Below are 24,882 nucleotides of genomic sequence, written 5' to 3'. Positions count from 1 at the left end.
CGTATGCCTAAGAACTTAAGAAATAAAAAAATCTCCTATATTGAGATTGTACCGAAGCAAAAAGGTCGGTTCTTTGAGGTGCATTATACATATGAAATGCACGTTTCTCAAATGAAGAAACAATCCACGACCACTAGTAACGCTTTGAGTTGCGATTTAGGCGTAGACAGATTAGTAAGTTGCGCAACGAATACAGGTGATACATTCTTAATTGATGGAAAAAAATTAAAATCTATAAACCAATATTTTAACAAAATGATATGTAACCTCCAACAGAAAAATATTGACAATGGAATTTCAAAACGTATTGTAACGAATCAAATGGCTGCACTTTGGCATAAACGAGAACGACAAATAAATGGTTACATTTCACAAACTATAGGCCTGTTGTTCAAAAAAGTGAAAGCATTAGGCGTAGATACGGTTGTCGTAGGCTATAACGTTGGTTGGAAACAAAAATCTGATATGGGAAAAAAGAATAATCAAAAATTGTTCAAATCCCATTTCATAAACTGATTGCAGCAATTGAGAATAAATGTATAAAAGAAGGTATACGATTTTTCAAACAAGAAGAAAGTTATACTTCAAAAGCTAGTTTTCTAGATAAAGATCCGGTTCCAGTTTGGTCTAAGGATGAGAGGACGCATTATCACTTTAGTGGCAAACGAATCACTCGTGGTCTGTACCAAAGTAAGGCAGGAACATGTATCCATGCTGATATTAATGGTGCATTGAATACATTGGAAAAATCAAGAGTTGTAGAATTGGATGACAATCTCAAAGTGAAAACGCCGATTCTATTAGAAGTGCAAAAACGTAAGGCTGTTGCTTCGCGCATAGCTTAGTGGGTGCGTCAACCATCCATGTGTACTCGACTTGTCGGGGCTTGTAGCAAACGCCGGGTTCATCTGAGTGGTGGCTTCTTCCACAAGGGAGAACTGCTCTTTTTCGAAAGGGTGGTGCAAGTGGGAAAACAATCGTTCGTTGCCAGTACCAACCAAAAATATACTTGGGGTGTTACCGGAAGGTGGCATGAATGCTAGAGCGTCAAACTGTCTAGCGATAGACGAAAAGACCTAGCGTTCGAACTCAAGCCCCCACTGAAACGCTTCATCTCAGTGGGGGTAGTTGACGTTGAAGCACCTGGCGGATTTACAATTGAAGTGATGTGTTAATTTAAAATCAAACTTTTTGATGCTTGTTTTCAATATGAAAAGTAGGAAAAGTCTGTTTTAAGTGTAGAGCTTAAACAGGCTTTTTTACTTATAGTATCGGATAGAAAACGCTAGAAGGAATCATATTCAATATATATATCTGTTTACATAATAAAGTTATGCTGCGCTAGTTGTCCTAAAATACAAGTCATATATCTTGTATCCTCTCATAAATTTAAACATAGGAATTTGTCTACAAAGGTGGCGAAGCCTCATCATGAAAATTCGAATTTGTGCCACATTCATGTTGTTTCTATTTATATGGTTACATCCTTTTTGGACTTTTGCAAAAGGAGAGGAGGCAAAGGAAAGGGTCGTTTCACTTGTATATGATGATTCGGGCAGCATGAGAAATAACGATCGCTGGAAATATGCCAATTATGCTTTGCAAAGTTTAGTTGCGCTATTAGATGAAAAAGATAAATTCTCTTATGTTCCAATGAGCAAGCCGAATGATCCATTAAACATTTCGTTAACGAAGGATAAGAGACAAACAGAAATTGAGGGAATTGGAGCATGGAAAACGGATTTAAATACTCCGTTTAGCGCAGTAGAGACGGCGATGCAATCTATAAAAAAGGAAGCAGATATAGATGGAAAACGTGAATTTTGGCTTATTGTCTTAACTGACGGGGCATTTAATGATTTAGAGAAAGATAAGGTTGGCGGAAAAGAACAAATTACACAGAAGCTAGCACAGTTTAAGAAAGAAATGGATGCAAAAAAGATATCGTTACATCCAATTTTAATTACGATGGAAGAGGATTTAGGGCAGCAAGAAAAGGCACAACTAAATACGTTTAAAGAAATATGGAAGAAAGAGATAAATGGCGTTACGATGCCATCTAGTGGAGAGGATGGTATTGTAAAAAGCGTCAATCAAGTGGCAGCATTAGTTGCAAATCGTGATCCGTTCTCCTCGGTTGAATCGATTGTAAAAACGAAAGTAGTAGGAAAGAAAGTAGAGATTACAACACCATTCCCGTTAAAGCGTATGACGCTTGTACGGCAATCGCCTTCTTTGTCTAATTATCAGGTCACACAAATTTCTAAACCATTACAATTACAATCTTCTTATTCCATACATGCACCAGGAGAAGCGAAATTATTCGGAAATATAGTTCATATAAGTACGGAAAATCACGAAGTTATTAAACCAGGAACGTATACGATAGAAGTGGATCGAGATATTGAGAAAGAAGGATTACAAGTACTAGTTGAACCGGCGCTTAACTATACTGTTTCTACTTATGACAAAGACGATAGTAGTCAAAAAAATGTGGAGAAAATGTACGAAGGTGTTACTGCTGTTATTGAAGCGAAGCCTACGGAATTACCAATTCAGTCTTCATATTTTCAGTCAGAAGTAGAAATAGACGGAAAACAGTACCCGATGAAGTGGGACGATAAAAAACATGTATTTTACTACGAAACGAAGATCGATAAAGGGTTAGTGCGCGGGAAAGTTCATATGAACATAAAGGGGTTTTACAGACAGACGAAGGAATTTAAAATTGAAGTAACTGAAAAACCAAAATTATCATTGCAAACTATTACGAAAGATTATGAGGAAAAAGTAACGAATTTAGAGAATAGTAAACCGTTTATTATACAACCACAGTTAGATGGTAAGCCGATGACAGAAGAAGCTGTAAAGAAACTATTAAAATCTACTGGTGTCACATCTAAACAATCAATCAACTATGAAATAAAACAACAGGATAATCAAATTTATATTTATCCTCGCCCTCATTACTCCGACACATTCAATTTTACAGATACCGGCACCGTAGAAGCTACCATCGTAGTGCAAGATTCAAAATTACAAGAAGTAAAGAAAAATATATCACTTCATATTCAAAATGCACCGTTCTATGAAAAATATGCGCTTATTTTTAAGTTTGTTATTCCTATCACTTTATTATTGTTAGTAGTAGGAATAATCGTTTTAGGATGGATTGTTCGTCCAAGATTTCACCGAAAAGCACTATTGTATTACGAATGGGATCAAGAGGTAGCGAAAGATTGGTTATATCAATCTGAGCCAGAATTACTTAAAAATAAATGGTGGAAACACTATTTTGGCATTCCATTCCGAGCAGAAAGAAAGACTGTGCAATCCGTTACGTTTATAGCAAAGAAAGGATCGAAATCAATATTTGTAGCGAAAGAGTCACAAGTAGTAGGAATGATTATTGATGGGATGTTTATAACAGAAGATGAGGTTGGAATGGAACATAAGACGCTATATCCAAATGAACTTTTAGTAATTGATAGAGGGTATGGTAAAGAAATTTACAAATATGAGTGTGAATAGTAGATAGGGAAAAGGAGGGAGTCTTATCTTTCTCCCCTCTTTTCAAACAAGCAAGAATAGGAAGGTGGTTCACATGACGTTACAAGTTCCAACGATATTAATTGGTTTAGGTGGAATCGGTAGTACTGTGACACATCAAATATATGAAAGGCTACCTGAGGAGCGCCGAAAAAAGGTAGCAATGCACGTATTTGATACAGATGTGAATACATTGAGTAAATTTGATCATATTCGAAAGTTTAAGACGCAAACGAGTTCTAGTAAAACGCCAAGAGAGTATATTGCAGGAGATCCAACGATTCCAGAGTGGTTTCCGATGGACCCGACTATACTTGATAAACCACTGACAGAAGGGGCAGGACAGTTACGCGTCATTTCCCGTTTAGCGTTACTTGCTGCGATGAAAGAAGATAAATTGACATCCTTTTGGCAAGAAATCGAGAAGATTTTTCCGGTTACAAGCGATCAAACGGAGTATGGAGTGCGTGTCATTATCGTAACATCACTAGCGGGCGGAACAGGTTCAGGGATGTTTCTACAAATTGCATTATATTTACGTGAAATGCTTCGGAAAAAACTGCAGCATCACAACATTTTAATACGTGGTGCGTTTTTAATGCCGGATGTTTTAGTTAAGACGAGAACGGTTAGTGCGAAAGAGTTTGAAACGGTGCAAGCAAACGGCTATGCCTCGTTAAAAGAATTACATGCCATTACACTCGGTTCCACTGGAGAATTATCAAAACGTGGCGGTGTGACGATTGAATTAGAATATCGACCTGATCAAGTAGATGAAGACGGAAGAACGAATCATACGATTAAACAACATCATTTACCATACAATTATTGTTTCCTATACGATTACGAAAATCTACATGGACACCATCTGCACAATTTATCAGATTATATGGAGCAAATGGCAAATACGATTTATTTACAGTTATTTAGTCCGATGTCTGCAAATCATTTTGCACAGGAAGATAATCAAATTCAGCAATTAGCAGAATCAAGTGGGAAAGGACGATATTGCGGGGCAGGAACGGCAAAGATTATTTATCCGTATGAGCACGTGTTAAAATATTGTGCTTTAAAATGGGCTGTGCAAGGTTTAGATGAGTCTTGGCTGCATTTAGATCAACTGTTTCAAGAGAAGAAGCAAAGATATGACCAAGACGTCAAACGCGGGATGCAACGTGAAAAGCCAGAGCGTGGGAAAAGTTATTTAGAAGACTTAGAACATCTTGCTACCCGTCCAGAACAGGCTCATATTTTTTATAGACAAATGTACAATGAAACGCGTGAAGGAGCAGAGGGCGGTAAGGTCGGTGTTGCGAAATCTAAACTGTTTTTAGAGGCTGTAGAAAGTTATGTACAGCGTACGGTGCAAAAAGATGAGGAATTAAACCGACTGCAGCACGAGTGTAAAATTTCGGCTGCTAAACTGAAAATGATGGAGCAAATGAAAGGTGAAGTAGCAAGGGTAGATCATGCGGTTCGTTTATATGCGTATGCGATTCCGAGCCGCGTACATGAGCATGTAACGACACTATTGTATGACATGATTGAATCAGACCGTTTTGCACCAAGTGGTTCTGAAGGGCAGTCCTATCAATTAAATACATGGTTTTTAAAGAAAACGGATCCTGTTCATCCAGTATCAGCTCGTTTTATGTTGTATGAAATTCGAAAGCAGTTAGTCGAGAAAATGAATCGACTACATGAAAATAATGAACAAAAGCGTAATTTAATTCAAAACTACGATAAGAAATTTAATGTGAGTAATATTGATGGAACGGTAACAGCTGTTCGCCGAGTAGAAATCGCGCAGCAACAAGGCTGGTTTGGAAAAATGATTAATAATCAGCAGCGTTTGTTTAAAAAAGAATTTGAAGATATTGTAACGCAGTATGTACACAAATTAAATGAGTATCGCAAAGAAATGCTATTAGAACTCGTTTATCAATCGCTTTATCAAGCAGTTAATAAAATGATTCAATATTGGGAAAGGTTTTTTGATAATTTACACGAAACGCGTGAAAATTTATTGTTTGAAATTCAAAAACGAAGCAAGGAATTTGAAGGGAAAACAAACCCAACGAATGTATACGTATTAGCTGAAGAGAAGTTGCAAGAAAAGATATGGCAAGATATGCAGCAACATTTAAATTTGGGAGTATTACCGAAAGATATATCTGCGGAAATTTATATGAGTTTATACGGGGAATATTGCCGGGATGCAAAAACAGAAGAGATTCAATCGAAAAAAGTAGAAGATTTTTATCGTGAGCACATACTAAGTTATTGCTACGATGAATTACAAATACGCTATCGTGATAAATTAGAGCTGAATATCGTTGAGGCGTTACGAAAAGAGGCAGATTATAAGAAGCGTGATCGTGATGAATACGTCCGTGAAAAAATTGAAGACTTGTTCCATTTAGCAAGTCCATTCGTTCCGAAAGTTTCCCATCATAGGGAATTACAATATTGGGGTATACATCCATCTTTAAAGAAAGAATTGCAAGAGGAATTAATTCAAGAAATGTTTAAAGAAAAAGATACAGTACATGAAGCTTTTTCGCCATTTGAAGTCATTTGTTATCGTGCGCATTACGGTTTATCACTACAAGACTTTCCTAAGCTGTCGTCTGGACATATTGCAAATGGATTTATGAATGATAAAGGTGATTATTTTCAGTCTTACTATCGCCGTGTGAACAAGTTGAATAGTAAAAAATCTAGTTTAACGCCGCATTTAGATAAATATTGGCACTTGCCAGCTTTCATGCCAGACTTAAATGCAACACAAACGAAGTTGGATTACGATAAATGTAATCGCGCTCTTCTATACGCGTATATGTATCGTTGGATTAGTTTAGTTGCTGTTGATGGCCAGTTCGTGTATCAATATAACGGTGTTGGACGTAGCTTCTTAATTCAGTCGATGGGAAAAAATATTTCAAGTGAAAGTTATAAATTACACAGAGCATTGCTTCATAATCCGTTTATTTATGAAAACATCTTGTCCAGATTTGAAGAAGAACAAGAAAAAGCTATGATACAGGGCGGACATTTATATACACATCCGTTCGTATTAGGTGCTCAAGATATTAGATGGCTTCGTAAAGAGCATGTCCATAATATTTTAGATATGATTTTAATGTATGACCGTGAAGCAAAATATGATCCAACGTTAGAAGAAACTTCTGATGAATTATTAAGATTATTCCTTGACGAAATTGAGTTATATTTCCAAAACTATTACGGTACAGGTGCCGATATGGTTGCAAAGAAAGAGAAAGAAATGTTTATTAAACAATTGTGGGATCGTTCGTACGCGAAAGGTTATGTAGATCCAAATAGTGCTCCTTATAAAAAGTGGCAAAATTTATTAAGCGTTCATGATGAAGAAGAAACGCCAAAAACGAATGTATAATGAATGAAAAGGGAATCCTTAAAAGTGGCAATACAACTTTAGAAAAGAGGGATTCCGATGCCGTTTTTAGGAAGTGTATATCAAATATTTGGATTGTATCCAGAAATTTATTATGGAATGATTTCAGCCGAACTTGCGGAGCAGCAAAGATTGGAACAGGCGGAAAACGAAGAACCAGAAACAGAAGCGTAACTGTATAGGAAGCTTCAAAATAAAAATGATAACACGCTACTTACTCTTTGCACTTATAAGAGCAAGTAGCGTGTTTTTTTTATTTAATAATCCCGTTCTCTAAAATTTTAATAGTAGGTGCTACTTTCACATTAGACTTTGAAAAGGCACTCGGCCAATCGTCTTCAACCGTTTTCCATTCTTTATATTGAAATGCTCTCGCATAATCACCAAACCCGAATGGATCAAGTTGCTGTTTTTGAATTTTGTGGATTAAATCGTTTAAATCTTTGTTTAGTTGTTTTGTAATAAGTGAAGTTAATTTCTTTCTACCTTTGTCTATATCCATGTTGAATGTAAGTTCAGATACGGAAACTTTAAAATTCATTGCAATATTAAATTTGAAGTGGTTATCGTTATAGCCTGTGTGAATGTCACGATTCATGCTAAGAACATTTATTGTTGCGAAGTCGTCGCCGTCTGTATCTTTTAGATGACTATTACTTTCAACTGAATTAGAAGGGATTTTCAGTGTAAGTGAAACGGGTATATTCGCTTTCTTTTGTAATAGAAGAAGAAGGGCACTTTCATATCGATTTAAAGACATTTTATAGATTCCGCGAGAAGTTAATAATGCAGAGCCGGTAACGAGAATATCTTTTTTACCTTTTTTTATTTCTGAGATAGCAGGTGTTATACCTTTATTAAAAGTTTGCCTATGGAATTCATGGAATGTCGTAAACGCGGTTCGATTGTATAGTTTGTTCGTATTAATTAAATCTGTTAAATATTCAGGAAGTGCAGGCTTATCTTTAAAATTATTATATATAACTGAAGAGATTGGACCGTCTACTGCAACCATGCGCATATTTCCAGTATTTTTAGGGTCGCGATACCAAACATCAAGGTAAGGCATAGCTCCTTCTTGTTTTAAAAATTTCGTACTAAATAAAATGAGTTGTAACTTTTCTGTAGATACTAAACCGCTACTTGAACTATTAAATGTTGCTTTTGCTTCTCGAGGGGTATGTACTGTCGCTTCATGAGTTTCGTATTTTTTCTCCACATCTTCATTAAAAATAGGGTTTACGTGGTATACAATTAATTTTCCTTTTGCTTTTGCATCAAACCCGTAAATTAATGAAATGGATTGTTTTTCTAAGTCGAGCCGATCTCCTCCACATCCTGTTAAAAAGGTTATGAGAAAGCAAAATATAGTGAAAATAAAGCGTCTCATTTAAATTTTTCTCCTTTTCCAATGCTGATAAAGTGTCATGTATAAGAGAAATACGACTGGGAATAGAAAAACGATAAAATAACTTGCAGTTCCCCAAAATTCCCGCAATGCACTTATTTGATACGAGGATGGGATATAAAAAAATAAAACGAAAACACACCCGAATAATAAAAACCAAATAGGTAATGAACTCCCTTTTTTGTTAAGTAACTGATTGATTCCATCTGAGGCAGTAAAAATATAAGGAATGCAAGAATCAAAAATAATGAAGAGATAAAATGACAAAAAGATAATTTCAAACCGTTCCAGAAATGAAAAGTGAAATGGTGTAACAAGAGAAAGAGTGGGCCATAAAAACTTAGTTATACCATCTGGGCTAAAATAAACGAAAGAAACGAACGTAACTTGCAGGTAAACGAATAAAGTAATCATATTTGCAATAACGATTCCTTTTTTTGCAGATGATTTATTACTGAGATAAGGATAAAGGACAAATGCAAACTCAAATCCGAGAAAGGCAATAATAGTTGATTTTACTGTGTTGAAAACTGGTAGCCATCCCTCTTTAAGGAGAGGAAGAAGATAAACCCAATGCCCGTCTTTAAGTGGGATAAATAATAGCAATGGCATCCAGAGTGTAAATAAGACAGTAAAAACAGCATAGCGGCTAATAATAAGAACACCTTTACATGCGAGCATAACCATTGGGATAGATAATAACATCATGATTAAAAACATTGGAGATCTAGGTAAAATCCAAATGTGAATAACGTATAAGAGGGAAAAAATTAAGGATACAGCTGCAAGAACAGCATATAAAATCCAAAAAATTATTCCTACTCTTCCTAGCCACTTCCCAAGATAACGAGTTAGCACATCAAGTAAAGTATACCCGGGATGTTTTTCCATAATTTTTACAATACATAGACTGACTAAAGTAGTGATAGCGCATCCTATTATAATAGACATCCAGCCATCTGTATTCGCCCCTTGCGCAACTTCACGTGGCAGTGTAAGTACACCGAACCCTACTTGAACACCACTAATCGTTAAAATGTATTGAAATAAACTAATCTCCCTCTTTGCACGCTTTGTCACTTATCTTCCTCCGTTTCTTCTATATCGCGTTGTCGATTCTCTTGTTTTAAGTTAAGGGATAGTGGTCGTTTCTTCATTAGTTTCCATGGTAAACGTACAAGAATGTCTTTTAAATCTGAAGCAAATGACGGAGAAAAAGGACTACCATAAGGAACACCAAGTGATTCCATAGAAAGAATATGGATGATGATAACTGCCATCCCGACCATAATTCCAATGACCCCAAACAAAGAAGCGGTTATCATCATTGGAAAGCGAAGAAGCCGAATTCCTGCTGACATTTCCATGTTAGGGATGATAAAAGAAGCGACTGCAGTAATAGATACGACGATAACCATAACATTACTTACTATTCCTGCTTGGACAGCAGCTTGCCCAATGACAATCCCTCCTACGACTCCAATCGTTTGTCCAACGGGACCAGGAAGCCGAACCGCAGCTTCGCGGAGCATTTCAAGTACTAGTTCCATCAAAAGTGCTTCTAATATAGGGGGGAAAGGAATTTTAGCTCGAGATTCTCCAATTGTTAACAATAATTTAAGTGGAATCACTTCATAATGAAAGGAAATCATAGCAATATAAAGAGCTGGAGCAAATATTGCAATAAATAGTCCGGTAAAACGAAGTAGTCGTATGAAAGATGGAATCATTGGCCGGAAGCTGTAATCATCTATCGTCTGAAAAAAAGATGAAAAGGTCATAGGTCCAATTAATACGCCGGGTGAGCGGTCTACAACAACAGCAATTCGTCCATCCAAAATGTGATGGGCCGTTGTATCAGGGCGTTCGGTTATTGATAATTGCGGAAAGAGAGTATAGGAATTATCTTCAACAAACCCTTCTAATTCTCCAGTAGTAATAATGGCATCCACTTTGATTGATTCGATACGGCATGCCATTTCTTGTACAACGTCTTCGTTTGCAACGTCTGCTAAGTACAGCAAAAAAACCTTTGAAGTAGCTCGTTCACCAACAGTGAATTCCTTCACTTTCAATTCGCGATTTGGAATATATCGACGAATAAGTGCAAGACTGTCGCTCGCTACTTCATTAAATCCTTCGTGGGAGCTTTTTATAGCAGTTTCTGTTGTAGGTTCTTCAATACTTCTTTTTGGCGCCGATTGCGTATCTAGTTCTAATGCTGTAAGTTGTCCATTTATAAATAAAATGCTTTTACCATGTAAAAGGGAATGTTCAATGTCGGACCACTGCTGAACTTTCTTTATATTCCCGACTGTAACTGAGGATTCCCAACAATCAACTTCATTCCACTCTTTAAATAGGAGAGGGCGAAGAATATCAATGTTAATAACGGTTTTGTCTGCAAGTCCTTCCATATATATAATTGCAGCTTCTTTTCCGTTTTTTAACGGAAAAGTACGTGTAATTAATTCTGGAATACCGCTAAAAAGTTTGGACAAGTGCTTTAGATTAAGGGAAAGAGAGGAAGAGATAGATTTATTTAAAAGGTGATCAGCTTGTTCTTGTGCAGAGAAAGATTTTTCACCACGTATCCATTTATTAAAAGACCCCATTTGTTCGCTTACTCCTTGTTATGTTTTATATGGGTTATTATGGATAGTTCCGTGCTGACATATGCGTAGTTTAAATTTTATATTGTATATTTCCATCTTTAACGCTATAATTATAGTGTTAAAGATGGAATCGTGATATGACCTGTTATGAATCTATCGTTTTATTTATGAATAAATGGATTGGTATTTTAGCAAGATGTGCTAATAAACTACTCCACCATGATAATAACGTGCCGAAATGTGGTGCGTATATTTTCGTGGTGGAGTTTTTTTTATTCTCAAAAAGGGGGAAAGACCATGAATAACAACATGGTTCATATTACAATTGACGGAAAAAAGTATACAGCGGAGCCTGGTTCAACGATATTGGGTGTTATTAATGAGAACGGGATTGAACATCCGCAAATTTGTTACGTGCCAGAAGTAGATCCTATTCAAACATGTGACACTTGTATTGTAGAGGTTAACGGAAAGTTAGTGCACTCTTGTTCGGCAGTAGTGACAGAAGGTATGAACATTGAACGTAATTCTGCTCATGCCAAAGAAGCACAAACAGAGGCAATGGATAGGTTACTAGAAAATCATTTATTATACTGTACAGTATGTGACAACAACAATGGGAACTGTAAACTGCATAATACAGCAGAATTAATGGAGATTGAACATCAAAAATATCCTTATGAACCAAAAGTAGATGCAAGTGAAGTTGATATGACGCATCCGTTTTATCGCTACGATCCTAACCAATGTATTGCATGCGGTCAATGTGTTGAGGTTTGTCAAAACTTACAAGTAAATGAAACGTTATCAATAGACTGGGAAGCGGAACGTCCACGAGTTATTTGGGATGAAGGAGTAAATATTAATGATTCTTCATGCGTGAGCTGTGGTCAATGTGTAACCATTTGTCCTTGTAATGCTTTAATGGAGAAAACGATGCTTGGTGAAGCTGGATTTATGACGGGATTAAAACCAGATATTCTTGAACCGATGGTAGATTTAATTAAAGAAGTTGAGCCTGGATATAGCGGCATTTTTGCGGTATCAGAAGTGGAAGCGGCTATGCGTGATACTCGTACGAAGAAAACGAAAACAGTATGTACATTTTGTGGTGTAGGTTGTTCATTTGAAGTGTGGACGAAAGGGCGTAAAATCCTTAAAGTACAACCTTCTTCTGATGCGCCAGTTAACGCAATTTCTACTTGTGTAAAAGGAAAATTCGGTTGGGATTTCGTAAATTCTAAAGAAAGAATTACGAAACCTTTAATTCGTAAAAATGGAATGTTTGTTGAATCTACATGGGAAGAAGCACTAAATGTAGTTGCAAGTAAATTAGGATCTATTAAAGAAGAATACGGTAAAGATGCTGTCGGCTTTATTTCTTCATCTAAAATTACGAATGAAGACAATTATGTAATTCAGAAATTAGCTCGACAAGTATTTGAAACGAATAATATTGATAACTGCTCACGTTATTGTCAATCGCCAGCGACAGACGGATTATTCCGTACAATTGGTATGGGCGGAGATGCTGGAACGATTAAAGATATCGCAAAATCCGGTCTTGTTATTATTGTAGGTTGTAATCCGACAGAAGGTCATCCTGTTTTAGCTACACGTATTAAACGTGCGCATAAATTACACGGACAAAAATTAATTGTGGCTGATCTTCGTAAAACAGAAATGGCAGAGCGTTCAGACGTTTTTATTAGTCCAAAACAAGGAACAGATCAAGTATGGTTAATGGCTGTTACGAAATATATGATTGACCAAGGCTGGCACGATCAACGATTTATTGATGAGAATGTAAACTTCTTTGAAGATTTTAAAGAGAGTCTTACAGAATATACACTTGAATATGCAGAAGAAATGACTGGTATTTCAAAAGAAATACTTATTCAAATGGCTGAAATGATTCGTGATGCAGATGGTACATGTATCCTTTGGGGGATGGGAGTAACGCAAAATACAGGTGGATCGGATACTTCCGCTGCGATTTCAAACTTACTGCTTGCAACAGGTAATTATCGTCGTCCAGGTGCTGGTGCATATCCACTTCGAGGTCATAATAACGTACAAGGTGCTTGTGATATGGGTACTTTACCAGGATGGCTTCCTGGATATCAGCACGTTACTAACGATATGGAACGTGCGAAATTTGAAATGGCTTACGGAGTGAAAATTAATAGTGAACCAGGTCTTAATAATATTGAAATGCTTCACGCAATTGATGAAGGGAAAATGAAAGCTATGTATCTTGTCGGAGAGGATATGGCTCTTGTAGACTCTAATGCGAACCACGTACATGAAGTGTTATCAAGCCTTGATTTCTTCGTTGTACAAGACGTTTTCTTATCTAAAACTGCTCAATATGCAGATGTTGTATTACCGGCAGCACCGTCTCTTGAGAAAGAAGGTACTTTCACAAATACAGAGCGTCGTGTACAAAGATTGTATCAAGTTCTTCCTACGCTTGGAGATGCGAAGCCAGATTGGTGGATTGTGCAGGAGATTGCGAATAAATTAGGTGCAAACTGGAATTATAGCCATCCAAGTGAAATTTTTGCTGAAATGGCAAGTTTATCACCACTATTCTCACAAGCAAACTATGAAGTACTTGAAGGGTGGAATAGTTTCCATTGGGGAAGTTTTGATGGAACGAATACACCACTTCTGTTCCAAGATGGATTTAACTTCCCAGATAAAAGAGCTCGTTTTGCGATTGCTGACTGGGTACGTCCAGCTGAATTCCCAGCGGAGTTCGATCTTCACATTAATAACGGTCGTATGCTTGAGCATTTCCATGAAGGGAATATGACAAATAAATCAACAGGTATTCAAACGAAAGTACCTGGTGTGTTTGTAGAAGTTTCTCCAGCACTTGCAAAAGAACGTGGAGTGAAAACAGGTTCATTAGTTCGTCTTGTTTCTCCTTTTGGAGCATTAAAATTACGTGCACTTGTAACAGACCGTGTAAAAGAAAATGAGTTATATTTACCGATGAACTCTACAGATAATGAAACAGCAATTAATTTCTTAACAGGTCCTGCTGTGGACGTACGTACGAACACACCTGCTTATAAACAGACGAAAGTGCGTATGGAAGTGCTAGAAGTTGATGGCGCAAATCCGATGCCAAAAGCGAACCCGCGTAACAAAAAACGTCATCCTCAAGCTGGTATTGAGGTAAATCGTAAGTGGGCACGTCCAGGGTATGTGCATTTAACGGATAAGTAGGAGGAGAAAAATATGGCTGCACCTATAAAAGTGATTCAAAAACAAGAATTAACTGAGGAAGAAATAAAACAGCAAAAATTAGATGATTTAAAAGAGCTTCTAGCTAATAATGAAGAGGCTTTAAATCAAATGTTTAATATTGTTGGGGAATTAAATGACATCGGAATGCTAGAAGCTGCAAATTCTATGTTAAAGGCGAAAGAACCGATCGCAAAGATTGTACTTGGCCAAGTGACTCGTGAGCCTGTTACGAATTTAATTAATAATATGATGGGTGCTGCGGGTGCTTTAACAGAACTTGATCCAGAACTTACGAAAAAGCTAATAGGTAGCTTATTAGTAGGGTTAGAAGAAGGTAATGAACATCTAGAGAGTAATAAAAAAGTAGGGGTATTTGACCTTATGAAAGTATTGAAAGACCCAGATATTAACCGTGCTATAGGGTTTGGGCTTCATTTCTTAAAAGGTATGGGTAAAGGGTTAAAAGACGAATAATCTTCATGAAGTGAATCTTTTCGCCCAAATGTTTGTACGAAATATTTTGGGCGGAAGGGTCATTTTGGTAAAATATATAATAAAGTAAAATGAGGATTTTTGGGAGGTATAATTGTATGTCAAAAAAAGTACATGAATTTAATGATATGATACGAAAACTTCGAAAGGAACTTTTCGGAAAAGGACCAGAACGAATTCATACTGTTTTTGCTGAAAATATGGCGATTGCGACCCTTTACGGAAACTTAACACCTACTGAAAAATTCATTTCAAGTACGATGGACGGTGCGGAAATGGTTCATATGGCTAGAACGAAAATGATTCAAGAAGTGTATGCTGCGAATTCCCGTGAACATTTGGAGGAACTTGTTGGAGCGAAATTAGTGAATTTATTTTCAGATATGAAAGTAGAAGAAGATATTGCAGTTTCGGTATTTGTTTTTGATAAAAATATAACGTGAGAGAAGGATACTGATCGTGAAACCGATACAGGTAGAAAGAGAAATCTTTCGTTATGAACAAGGGGCGTTTAAACATATAGAGGACAGTATTGTAACAGAGTTTCCTGTCACGATTAAAATGAACGGACAGGAGTTTGTTACAATGGTTAGTACTCCAGAATATATAGAAGATATGGTAATAGGCTTTTTAGCATCTGAAGGAATCATTCGGAAGTATGAAGATATTGATGACATATGGGTACAAGAGAAAGAAGGATTTGTGCATGTCACAACGAAAAAAGTGAATCCGTATTACGAACAAATGCAAAATAAACGTTATATTACTTCATGCTGTGGTATGAGTAGACAAGGGTTTGTTTTTGCAAATGATGCACTAAGCGCTAAAAAAATGAATGGTGTCCATGTACAGGTTGCTGCAGAAGACTGCTTTCGATTAATGAAAGAAATGCAGCAATCTGCGGAGACGTTTCAACATACAGGTGGCGTTCATAATGCATCTTTGTGTGATGTGAATGGCATTATTTTAAGCCGAATGGATATCGGTAGACATAATGCATTAGATAAAATTTACGGTTATTGCTTAAAAAATAATATTTCTATAAAAGATAAAGTCATTGTATTTAGTGGTCGTATTTCTTCGGAAATATTATTGAAAGTTGCAAAAATCGGTTGTGAAATTATATTGTCAAAATCAGCTCCAACCGAATTGGCTTTGCAGCTAGCAGAAGAATTAGGTATTACTACGATAGGGTTTATTCGGAATCAATCATTAAATGTATATACGCATCCAGAGCGTGTTATAAATATAAAATAAGTAAAAGTGAGGCAATAAATATGAAATCTGTCACATTAGACAAACTACAACGTCCTTTAAAGGATTTACGTATTTCTGTTACTGATCGCTGTAATTTCCGCTGTCGTTATTGTATGCCAGAAGAAATATTTGGTCCTGATTATTCGTTTTTGTCTAATGATAAAATTTTATCTTTTGATGAGATTGAAAGGATAACACGTATTTTTGTTTCTTTAGGTGTAAGAAAGTTACGAATTACGGGCGGAGAACCGTTACTTCGAAGAGGTCTTCCGCAGCTTATTGAGCGCCTTAATAAAATAGATGGTGTGGAGGATATCGGTTTAACAACCAATGGATCACTACTGAAAAAGTTTGCTCCTGATTTATATAAGGCGGGTTTATCACGTGTGACAGTTAGTTTAGATTCCTTAGAAGAAGATCGGTTTTTCTATTTGAATGGTAATAGAAGCAAAGTGCAAAGGGTCCTGGAAGGCATACAGGCTGCAGCTGAAGTTGGTATGAAAATTAAAATTAACATGGTCGTTCAAAAAGGGAAAAATGAACAAGATATTTTGCAGATGGCGCAATACTTTAAGGAAAATAAGCATATTCTTCGTTTTATTGAGTATATGGACGTTGGAAATTATAACGGTTGGGAATTAAGAGAGGTCGTCTCGAAACAAGAGATAGTAGATGCCATTCATCAAGTTATGCCATTAGAACGGATAGAAGCAAATTATGCAGGTGAAGTTGCGACTCGCTATCGTTATATTGGAAATGAAGAAGAGATAGGTATTATTTCATCAGTAACAGATTCCTTCTGTTCATCATGTACGAGAGCACGTATTTCTGCAGAAGGAAAATTATATACTTGTTTGTTCGCTTCTAAAGGAAATGACTTGAGGGAACTACTTCGATCTGGATACAGTGACGAGGAAATAACAGATATCGTACGTGATATATGGAACAACCGAGAAGATCGTTATTCAGATGAACGCTTAAGTCATACAAGTAAAAAAAGATCGCCTAAAATTGAAATGTCACATATTGGTGGTTGATATATAAGAGTGACGCTTTGAGGAAGTATATACAAAATGGAAAGTATGCAACGTTTGTAGATTTTCTATTTTATAGTAAAAGTGATGATTGATATCTCTGTAAAAGATGTGCAGAGAAATTAAGCAGCATTCAAAAACCTTTATTTTGAGGAGGTTTTTTGAAGCTGCTTTTTTATTTGGAGAAAATGGAGGAATTAGTAATGGCATTTCATAAACCGGAACAAATTGCTGAGCTTGTAATTGAGGCCGGTGTTCAAAAAGTAAGTCAGACGTTGCCAGCAATGCTTATTCTCGGTTTTTTAGGAGGAGCGTTTATTTCGTTAGGTTTTTTGCTTAATATTCGTGTTTTAGGTAATTTACCTGAGCGCTGGGGTAGTTTAGTCAATGTTTTAGGAGGAGCGGTTTTCCCTGTTGGATTAATGCTCGTCGTATTAGCAGGAGGAGAATTAATTACCGGAAATATGATGTCACTTTCTATGGCGCTTTATGCAAAGAAAATTACATTGGTAAGTGTACTAAATAATTGGGTTTGGATTACTTTCATGAATTTCGTGGGAGCTATTTTTGTTGCGTATTGTTTCGGTCATCTTGGCGGATTAACAGAGGGAGATTATTTAAATAAAACGGTAGCGATAGCGGAAGGGAAATTACATGAATCATTTGGGAGAACTTTAATTTTAGCAATTGGTTGTAATTGGCTCGTTTGTCTTGCGCTTTGGCTCGCTTATGGGACGAGTGATTTTGTCGGGAAAATAATCGGAATTTGGATTCCGATTATGGCATTTGTAGTGATTGGATTTCAGCAAGTGGTAGCAAATATGTTTGTTATTTCAGCAGTTATTTTTGCAGGTCATCTGACGTGGATGGATCTTGCTAGAAATTTTGTTCCTGTTTTTATCGGAAATGTAATTGGGGGAGCTGGATTTGTTGGATTTGCTTATTTTGCTTGTTATCAAAAACAACATTCTAATATGAAATAGAGTTCGTGAGAGGAAGGATATGTAATGGATGAGCGGTATTCACGACAACAGTTGTTCAAACCAATTGGGAGTAGAGGGCAAGAAAAAATTCGGAATAAACATGTGTTAATTGTAGGAGCAGGCGCATTAGGAAGTGCAAGTGCCGAAAGTTTCGTACGTGCAGGTATTGGCAAATTGACGATTATTGATCGTGATTACGTTGAATGGAGTAATTTACAAAGGCAACAATTGTACTCTGAACAAGATGCGAGAAAGAAAATGCCGAAAGCAATTGCTGCTAAAGACCGGCTAGAACAAATTAATTCGGAAGTACAAATGCATGCTTTCGTAATGGATGCAGTTGCAGAAAATATGGAGGACCTATTAAAAAATGTAGATGTAATAATTGATGCAACAGATAATTTTGATATTCGATTTATAATAAATGACTTATCACAAAAACATAATATCCCGTGGGTATATGGTTCTTGCGTTGGATCGTACGGTATGAGTCATACGGTTATTCCGCAAGAGACACCGTGTTTACATTGCGTGCTGAAGAACGTTCCTGTTACAGGTGTGACATGTGATACCGCTGGAATTATTAGCCCGACTGTTCAAATCGTCGCAGCATATCAAGTGGCGGAAGCACTCAAAATTTTAGTCGGAGATTTCTCAGCAATTAGAAAAACATTTTTCATGTTTGATATATGGAGTAATCAAAACCATTTTATAAGACTAGGGAAAATCAAAACAGAAGATTGCCCCTCGTGCGGTTTGAATCGAACTTATCCTTATTTATCATACGAAAACCAAACGAAGGTGGCTGTTTTATGCGGAAGAAATACAGTGCAAATTAGGCCGGTAGAAAATAGGAAGTACGATTTTGACGATATAGAAAAAGTATTAAAAAAATTGGGGGAAGTAGATCGGAATCCGTATTTACTATCTTGCCAACTAGATGATTACCGCGTCGTTATTTTTCGAGATGGTCGTGTTTTCATTCATGGTACAAATGATATTTCGAAAGCGAAACAATTATATTATCGCGTATTCGGTTAATAGAAAGGGTTGTCAATAATGGAAAGAAGAGTGCCAATTACGGTTGAAGAAGCTGTTCGTAAAGTAATGGGATTTGCTAATGAGGGATTAAAGGAGTTACTACCTATTGAATTAGCTTACGGACGTATATTAGCGGAGGATTTAATAGCTGACCATGACGTACCTTCATTCAATCGTTCACCGTATGACGGATTTGCTATTAGAGCAGAAGATACGAATGTAGCAAGTTATGAAACACCAATTGTGTTTGAAGTAATTGGTGAAATTGGTGCGGGATCAATATTTCACGAGAAAGTAGGGCCGTTTCAAGCGGTTCGAATTATGACGGGAGCGCAAATTCCGAATGGGTGTGATGCGGTTGTTATGTTAGAGCTGACTCGTCAATATGAGGAAGCTGGCAACAATTATATGGAAGTGAAGCGATCATTCAAAACGGGTGACAATATTTCTTTTCAAGGTGAAGATGCTCGTAAAGGAACGGTTCTTGCAAAAAAAGGATCATACATTCATCCAGGTATTTCAGCTCTTCTTGCTACGTTTGGATATAGTGAGGTACCAGTGGCAAGAAAGCCTGTAATTGGATTGTTAGCGACTGGTAGTGAATTACTGGATGTAAATGATTCATTACAGCCAGGGAAAATCCGAAATAGTAATACGTATATGATATTGTCTCAAATTCGAAGAGCGGGCGGAAGAGTAAAATATTTTGGGAAGTTTAGCGATGAGTTTCATACATGCTTCACAGCTGTAAAAGAAGCGTTAAGCCAAGTGGATATGCTCATTACAACAGGTGGTGTATCAGTAGGGGATTACGATTATTTACCAGCTATTTACGAAAAGTTAGGTGCATCGGTTCTTTTCAATAAAGTTGCAATGCGGCCAGGTAGTGTTACGACTGTAGCACAATTAAATGGCAAGTTATTATTTGGTTTATCAGGAAATCCATCTGCTTGTTACGTAGGATTTGAATTATTTGTAAGACCTTGTATTCGGACGTATATGTTTAGTGAAAAAGCACATGTAAAAAGAGAAAAAGCGTTATTAGGAGAAGATTTTCTAAAACCAAATCCATTTACCAGATTTGTGCGAGCAAAACTGACATATAACGAAGGGCAATTAATCGCTTATCCGTCAGGGTTTGATAAATCTAGCTCGGTTTCTTCTCTAGCAGAGACAAATATATTTATTGTACTTCCAGGTGGTACGAGAGGTTATAAAAAAGATATGTTCGTAGATGTTCTTTTGCTGGAAGATAACGAAGGTAGTGAATGGCCTTGGGCATTTTATAAAGTGAGAGGTGTTTCTAATGGGACAAGCGCTATTTGAGATTGTAGATATACCGATTGTAGTTGAAGAAGTAACGAATAAAGTCGCAAGAAGAGAAGCAGGTGCAATTACAACATTTATTGGTACGGTGAGAGAATTAACAAAAGGAAAACGAACGTTACATTTAGAGTATGAAGCATATAAACCGATGGCAGTAAAACAACTTACAAAAATTGGTGAAGAAATTAACGAAAAATGGCCGGACGCAAAAGTAGCAATTAAGCACCGTGTAGGGCGGCTAGAAATCATGGATATTGCGGTCGTTATTGCAGTTTCATCACCGCATCGTAAAGTAGCGTATGAAGCGAATGAATACGCGATTGAACGTATAAAACAAATCGTCCCAATTTGGAAAAAAGAATTTTGGGAAGATGGGACGATGTGGATTGGAGATCAACTTGAAAATACGGCATATCCAGAAGGAAAACCGAAGAAGGAAGAATGAGAAGATGATTACAATTTTATTGTTCGCAAATTTGCGTGAGGAAATCGGATCGGATCAATTAATAATTTCAGAAAAACAAGAAATGACAGTGCAGCAATTAAAAGAATGGCTCAAAGCAAGCTATTGCTTACAATCGCTTGATAGAGTGATGGTGGCTGTTAATGAAGAATTTGTAACGGATGAAGAGATGATAAAAGCTGGAGATATAGTCGCATTAATCCCGCCCGTTAGTGGGGGATAATAAGCTTTTTCGCCAAGAAGATGTTGTATATAAATTCGAATACGAGAAGGGATGAGTTCTATGATTACTCAAGAACAAATAATGAACGCATTAAAACATGTAGAGGATCCGGAGTTACACAAAAGTATTGTAGAATTAAATATGGTTAGAAATATACAAATGAATGGAACAGAGGTTAAACTTGAAGTAGTGCTAACGATTCAAGGTTGTCCATTAAAGGCAAAAATTCAACAAGATGTGGAAGAGTCTCTTCAGGCAATTGGTGCATCTAAAGTAGATTTGACATTTGGTTCTATGACACAAGAAGAACGAGCTGCGCTAACAGAGAAGTTAAAGAAAAATAGTAGAACAGAAACTGGAATGCCGAGCATGCTTCGCCTTGATTCAGGGGTACGATTTATTACTGTAACGAGCGGTAAAGGTGGAGTTGGAAAATCAACAGTGACAATTAACCTTGCAACTGCTTTAGCTCGTATGGGAAAAAAAGTGGGGATATTAGATGCAGATATATATGGTTTTAGCATTCCGGCTATGATGGAAACGAATCAAAAACCGACGATGATTGATCAAACGGCAATTCCGGTTGTAAGTCACGGTGTTAAAATTATGTCGATGGGATTTTTTGCAGAAGGAAATAACCCGGTTATGTGGCGCGGACCGATGTTAAATAAATGGATTCAAAATTTCCTTGCGAATACGCACTGGGGAGAATTAGATTATTTACTTCTTGATTTACCACCTGGCACAGGAGATGTAGCTATTGATGTTGCAGCAATGATCCCGCAGGCGCAAGAAATTATCGTTACAACACCACACAACGTAGCTTCATTCGTAGCATCTAGAGTAGGTGTTATGGCAAAACATACGAAACACGAGATTTTAGGAATTGTAGAAAATATGGCTTATTATGAAGAATAAGATGGATCGAAAAATTATCTCTTCGGAAAAGGAGGCGGCGAAATGCTTGCAGAACAATTGCAAACAGAAGTGATTGCACAAATACCTTTTGCAAGACGAGAAGAAAATAACGGTTCATCTGTATATGATGAAGAGTCTCTTGTAGGAGAAGTGTTTACATCGTTAGCGGAGGATATTATTTATAGAGGATAGAGGGGGAAGTTTAGTATGGCGTGTAATATCGATCATTCTATGGAAGATGTAATGAGTAAACTTGAAAGTCAAAAGAGTTTTTTACCGGAAGTGATTTTTAAAGAGTTAAAGGTATTTTCGCGAGGGAATCATTCACAGGAAATATTAAATGATATCTTTCATCTTTTAAAAAAGTATGATTTGGTTAGTGAAGAAGAACGAGAGATGAGAAATACTCAATTATTGCTGATTATAAAATAAATACGCTTTGGCTTTTGTTTTTTTGCAGAAGGGGTGAATGTAATGAATATGAAAAAGATGATTGAAACGATAGAAGCAACTAAAGTGACTAACGAAGAATTATCGATTTCTACTTTACATCAAAAGCTTGTGAAGTTGTATAGTCAAAAAGATAGTGCGGAGTATAAGGAGATATTAAAATATATTTTATCATTATCCGTGCAGCTGAACCTACATTTCGTATTGAAATATTTTGGTGTGCGCCCGGTTGTTGTTGCAGATGAACGTATGCAATTTCAAGAGATATTTAAATGTTTAGCTAAGAAAGATGATAATGGGGAATGGTTTCTAAATTTCGTTTCTTTATATGTAGGACTAATTGTAGTTCTTCATTTCGATGAAAAAGAGATTGAGAGAAGTTTTTTCGATGATATGGTAGTGGATGAAGGGAATGCAATATAAGATTCTGCTCATAATATCTTTCTATTTAATTGCTGTAACTGCGATTTTAGTTGGTTATTTAAATATAAAGGTAACTAATTAATAAAAAGTGTTCTTCAGTTGTTTCCATCGTTTTTTCATGTTACCATTAAGCGAATTTTTCATAGGGAGAGAAAGCGATGAAATGGATTTATTTTATTATTATTAACGTTATAGCTTTTAGCCTTATGGGGCTTGATAAACGAAAAGCGAAGAAGAAACAGTGGAGAACGCCAGAAAGTACGTTGTTTTTATCAGCGGTAGCTGGAGGCGCAGTTGGTGCTTGGATTGGTATGTATATGTTTCACCATAAAACACATAAAAAGAAATTTGTTTTCGGTATACCGTTACTTGTCGTTATAACAGTATGTTTACTTTTTGCTGTATGAGAAATGTCGAAAGAATTGCAGATTGATTATTGGTAAAGTGAGCATGCGGGACCGTATAATGGAGAAAAATGAGAAGAGGAGAAAAGGGAAGATGGGGAGTCAATCAGCACAGCAAAAAAAAGGAATTATATATGCGGCTGGTGCTTATACGATGTGGGGAATCCTACCAATCTATTGGAAATGGGTTGAGGAAGTTCCAGCAGATGAAATATTAGCACACCGCATCGTTTGGGCGTTCGTTTTTATGTTACTTGTGTTAGGTGTTACGAAGAGGTTTCGTCAGTTTATTGGGGAGTTCGTGAATCTTTTTAAACGACCTAAATTATTAATGTCATTAACAATAGCTTCAGTCTTGATTAGCGGAAACTGGTTTGTCTACATATGGGCCGTTAATCATAATCATGTCATTGAAGCAAGTCTTGGATATTATATTAATCCGCTTATTAGTATTTTACTTGGTACAGTCGTTTTAAAGGAAAAGTTAAACTTTTGGCAATATGTTGCAGTTGGTTTAGCTGGAATAGGGGTTATCATTTTAACAGTCCGTTTCGGATCTATTCCGTGGGTTTCTTTATCACTTGCCTTTTCATTTGGATTATACGGATTAACAAAAAAATTGTTAAACTATGATGCGACAATTGGTCTTACGATGGAAACGATGTTAGTGACGCCGTTTGCGATTATCTATCTCGTTATGACAGGAGCGCATGGATTCGGTTCATTTGGATCTATTTCCATGTCATCGACGTTACTATTAATAGGAGCGGGCATTGTTACAGCTTTACCACTTTTTTATTTTGCAAAAGGAGCACAACTTATTCCGCTTTATATGGTAGGATTTTTACAATATATTGCACCAACGATTAGTTTAATTTTAGGTGTATTCGTATTTGGTGAACATTTCACATCTACTCATATGATGGCATTTTTCTGTATATGGGTTGCATTATTTGTGTTTTCAATAGCGAAAACAAAGTTTTTAGTGCAGAAACAACCGAAATTTATAAAAAATAAATCAGCAAAAGTATCATAATGCGTAGTATTTTCTACGCATTTTTCTTTATACTGATACTATATAGATTTCCATTATAGTCAGTAGGGAGCTGAGAACGTGGAAACAATTTTACATAATGATCCGCTTATGGCCGCTGTAATTTCATGGTTTCTAGCACAATTAACGAAAGTAGTCTTTAAATTATTCAAAACGGGTGAATTTGATTTTGCAAAGTTTTTCGCTTCAGGTGGGATGCCGAGTTCTCATGCTTCAACTGTTACAGCACTTGCGACAGGTGTTGGCGTTGTAGAAGGTGTGGAAAGTACCTTATTTGCTATTGCTGCTATCTTTGCAATAATTGTTATGTATGATGCTTCAGGAGTAAGACTTGCAGTTAGTAAACAAGCGAAAATATTGAATGAGTTCTTTCACGGTAGACAAACAGAATATAAGAAGTTAAATGAACTTGTCGGGCATACACCGTATGAAGTAGTAGTCGGTGCTTTAGTAGGGATTATTGTCGGAGTGGGATATTGCTTATGAGCAGAACATTTTATATGTTCTGTTTTTCTTTGTTTTCATACATATTTAGCTACCTTTTTGAA

The 24,882-nt window shown here is 36.6% G+C and carries 21 protein-coding genes and 2 pseudogenes; 20 read left to right on the top strand and 3 right to left on the bottom strand.

The window, feature by feature from the left end:
- The 4 genes and pseudogenes from GFJ36_RS29820 to GFJ36_RS18665 form a co-directional block, all read left to right on the top strand.
- Positions 1–845, top strand: a pseudogene (locus GFJ36_RS29820) (RNA-guided endonuclease TnpB family protein); the annotation flags it as partial.
- Positions 846–1,431: 586 nt separating this feature from the next.
- A complete protein-coding gene (locus GFJ36_RS18675; RefSeq protein ID WP_157349708.1) occupies positions 1,432–3,531 on the top strand; it encodes a vWA domain-containing protein in 2,100 nt (699 codons plus the stop codon).
- A 73-nt stretch (positions 3,532–3,604) separates the two neighbouring features.
- Positions 3,605–6,967 (top strand): tubulin-like doman-containing protein, encoded by a 3,363-nt coding sequence (locus GFJ36_RS18670; protein ID WP_046957761.1) that lies wholly within the window; start codon positions 3,605–3,607, stop codon positions 6,965–6,967.
- Between the two features lie 57 nt (positions 6,968–7,024).
- A complete protein-coding gene (locus GFJ36_RS18665) occupies positions 7,025–7,159 on the top strand; it encodes a hypothetical protein (protein ID WP_001116178.1) in 135 nt (44 codons plus the stop codon).
- Between the two features lie 79 nt (positions 7,160–7,238).
- On the opposite strand, the gene GFJ36_RS18660 is transcribed toward GFJ36_RS18665, so the two are convergent.
- The 3 genes from GFJ36_RS18660 to GFJ36_RS18650 are packed head-to-tail and all read right to left on the bottom strand — an operon-like array spanning position 7,239 to position 11,008.
- A complete protein-coding gene (locus tag GFJ36_RS18660) occupies positions 7,239–8,375 on the bottom strand; it encodes a Ger(x)C family spore germination protein (RefSeq protein ID WP_097889903.1) in 1,137 nt (378 codons plus the stop codon).
- Positions 8,376–9,473, bottom strand: coding sequence for an endospore germination permease (locus GFJ36_RS18655; protein ID WP_097889902.1), 1,098 nt, complete (start codon positions 9,471–9,473; stop codon positions 8,376–8,378). It lies immediately after the preceding gene.
- Complete coding sequence (locus GFJ36_RS18650) at positions 9,470–11,008, bottom strand: spore germination protein (RefSeq protein ID WP_097889901.1); 1,539 nt, start codon at positions 11,006–11,008, stop codon at positions 9,470–9,472. Before GFJ36_RS18650 ends, GFJ36_RS18655 begins: the two co-directional genes overlap by 4 nt.
- A 297-nt stretch (positions 11,009–11,305) precedes the next feature.
- On the opposite strand from GFJ36_RS18650, the gene fdhF reads away from it, so the two are divergent.
- The 16 genes and pseudogenes from fdhF (at position 11,306) to GFJ36_RS18570 (ending at position 24,820) form a co-directional block, all read left to right on the top strand.
- On the top strand, positions 11,306–14,245 hold the full coding sequence (gene fdhF, locus GFJ36_RS18645) for a formate dehydrogenase subunit alpha (protein ID WP_157349707.1): 2,940 nt from the start codon (positions 11,306–11,308) through the stop codon (positions 14,243–14,245).
- 12 nt (positions 14,246–14,257) lie between these two features.
- Complete coding sequence (locus tag GFJ36_RS18640; RefSeq protein ID WP_087981472.1) at positions 14,258–14,740, top strand: helical membrane plugin domain-containing protein; 483 nt, start codon at positions 14,258–14,260, stop codon at positions 14,738–14,740.
- Positions 14,741–14,856: 116 nt separating this feature from the next.
- On the top strand, positions 14,857–15,201 hold the full coding sequence (locus GFJ36_RS18635; RefSeq protein ID WP_000039582.1) for a Na-translocating system protein MpsC family protein: 345 nt from the start codon (positions 14,857–14,859) through the stop codon (positions 15,199–15,201).
- Between the two features lie 16 nt (positions 15,202–15,217).
- On the top strand, positions 15,218–16,015 hold the full coding sequence (gene fdhD / locus GFJ36_RS18630) for a formate dehydrogenase accessory sulfurtransferase FdhD (protein WP_075311558.1): 798 nt from the start codon (positions 15,218–15,220) through the stop codon (positions 16,013–16,015).
- Between the two features lie 20 nt (positions 16,016–16,035).
- Entirely contained in the window at positions 16,036–17,052 is a 1,017-nt protein-coding gene (gene moaA, locus GFJ36_RS18625; RefSeq protein ID WP_206773118.1) for a GTP 3',8-cyclase MoaA, read from the top strand.
- A 200-nt stretch (positions 17,053–17,252) separates the two neighbouring features.
- Positions 17,253–18,032 (top strand): formate channel, encoded by a 780-nt coding sequence (locus tag GFJ36_RS18620; RefSeq protein WP_033656377.1) that lies wholly within the window; start codon positions 17,253–17,255, stop codon positions 18,030–18,032.
- A gap of 24 nt (positions 18,033–18,056) precedes the next feature.
- Positions 18,057–19,073 carry a molybdopterin-synthase adenylyltransferase MoeB gene (locus tag GFJ36_RS18615; protein ID WP_097889898.1) on the top strand — a complete coding sequence of 339 codons (1,017 nt, stop codon included), beginning with the start codon at positions 18,057–18,059 and terminating at the stop codon, positions 19,071–19,073.
- 18 nt (positions 19,074–19,091) lie between these two features.
- On the top strand, positions 19,092–20,399 hold the full coding sequence (gene moeA, locus GFJ36_RS18610) for a molybdopterin molybdotransferase MoeA (RefSeq protein ID WP_088064164.1): 1,308 nt from the start codon (positions 19,092–19,094) through the stop codon (positions 20,397–20,399).
- Entirely contained in the window at positions 20,380–20,844 is a 465-nt protein-coding gene (gene moaE / locus GFJ36_RS18605; protein WP_157349706.1) for a molybdopterin synthase catalytic subunit MoaE, read from the top strand. The genes moeA and moaE overlap by 20 nt, the downstream gene beginning before the upstream one ends.
- Positions 20,845–20,848: 4 nt before the next feature.
- Positions 20,849–21,085: a molybdopterin converting factor subunit 1 gene (gene moaD / locus GFJ36_RS18600; protein ID WP_087982170.1), complete on the top strand. Its 237-nt coding sequence runs from the start codon at positions 20,849–20,851 to the stop codon at positions 21,083–21,085.
- 60 nt (positions 21,086–21,145) lie between these two features.
- Positions 21,146–22,195, top strand: a pseudogene (locus GFJ36_RS18595) (P-loop NTPase).
- 15 nt (positions 22,196–22,210) lie between these two features.
- Positions 22,211–22,435 carry a group-specific protein gene (locus GFJ36_RS18590; protein ID WP_097889897.1) on the top strand — a complete coding sequence of 75 codons (225 nt, stop codon included), beginning with the start codon at positions 22,211–22,213 and terminating at the stop codon, positions 22,433–22,435.
- Positions 22,436–22,477: 42 nt separating this feature from the next.
- Positions 22,478–22,876 carry a hypothetical protein gene (locus tag GFJ36_RS18585; RefSeq protein ID WP_075311544.1) on the top strand — a complete coding sequence of 133 codons (399 nt, stop codon included), beginning with the start codon at positions 22,478–22,480 and terminating at the stop codon, positions 22,874–22,876.
- Between the two features lie 158 nt (positions 22,877–23,034).
- Entirely contained in the window at positions 23,035–23,283 is a 249-nt protein-coding gene (locus GFJ36_RS18580; protein ID WP_000871331.1) for a DUF1294 domain-containing protein, read from the top strand.
- A 91-nt stretch (positions 23,284–23,374) separates the two neighbouring features.
- The gene (gene rarD / locus GFJ36_RS18575; protein WP_000535553.1) at positions 23,375–24,316 is read left to right on the top strand and encodes an EamA family transporter RarD; all 942 of its coding nucleotides are present in this window, start codon (positions 23,375–23,377) and stop codon (positions 24,314–24,316) included.
- A 78-nt stretch (positions 24,317–24,394) separates the two neighbouring features.
- Complete coding sequence (locus tag GFJ36_RS18570) at positions 24,395–24,820, top strand: divergent PAP2 family protein (RefSeq protein WP_000447816.1); 426 nt, start codon at positions 24,395–24,397, stop codon at positions 24,818–24,820.
- Positions 24,821–24,882: the final 62 nt, after the last annotated feature.

Origin of the sequence: Bacillus sp. EE-W1 (assembly GCF_009760835.1) — a bacterium.
GTDB classification, from domain to species: Bacteria; Bacillota; Bacilli; order Bacillales; family Bacillaceae_G; genus Bacillus_A; species Bacillus_A wiedmannii.
Note: the sequence above shows the minus strand (reverse complement) of the source record. Positions and strands in the feature narration are given on the sequence as shown.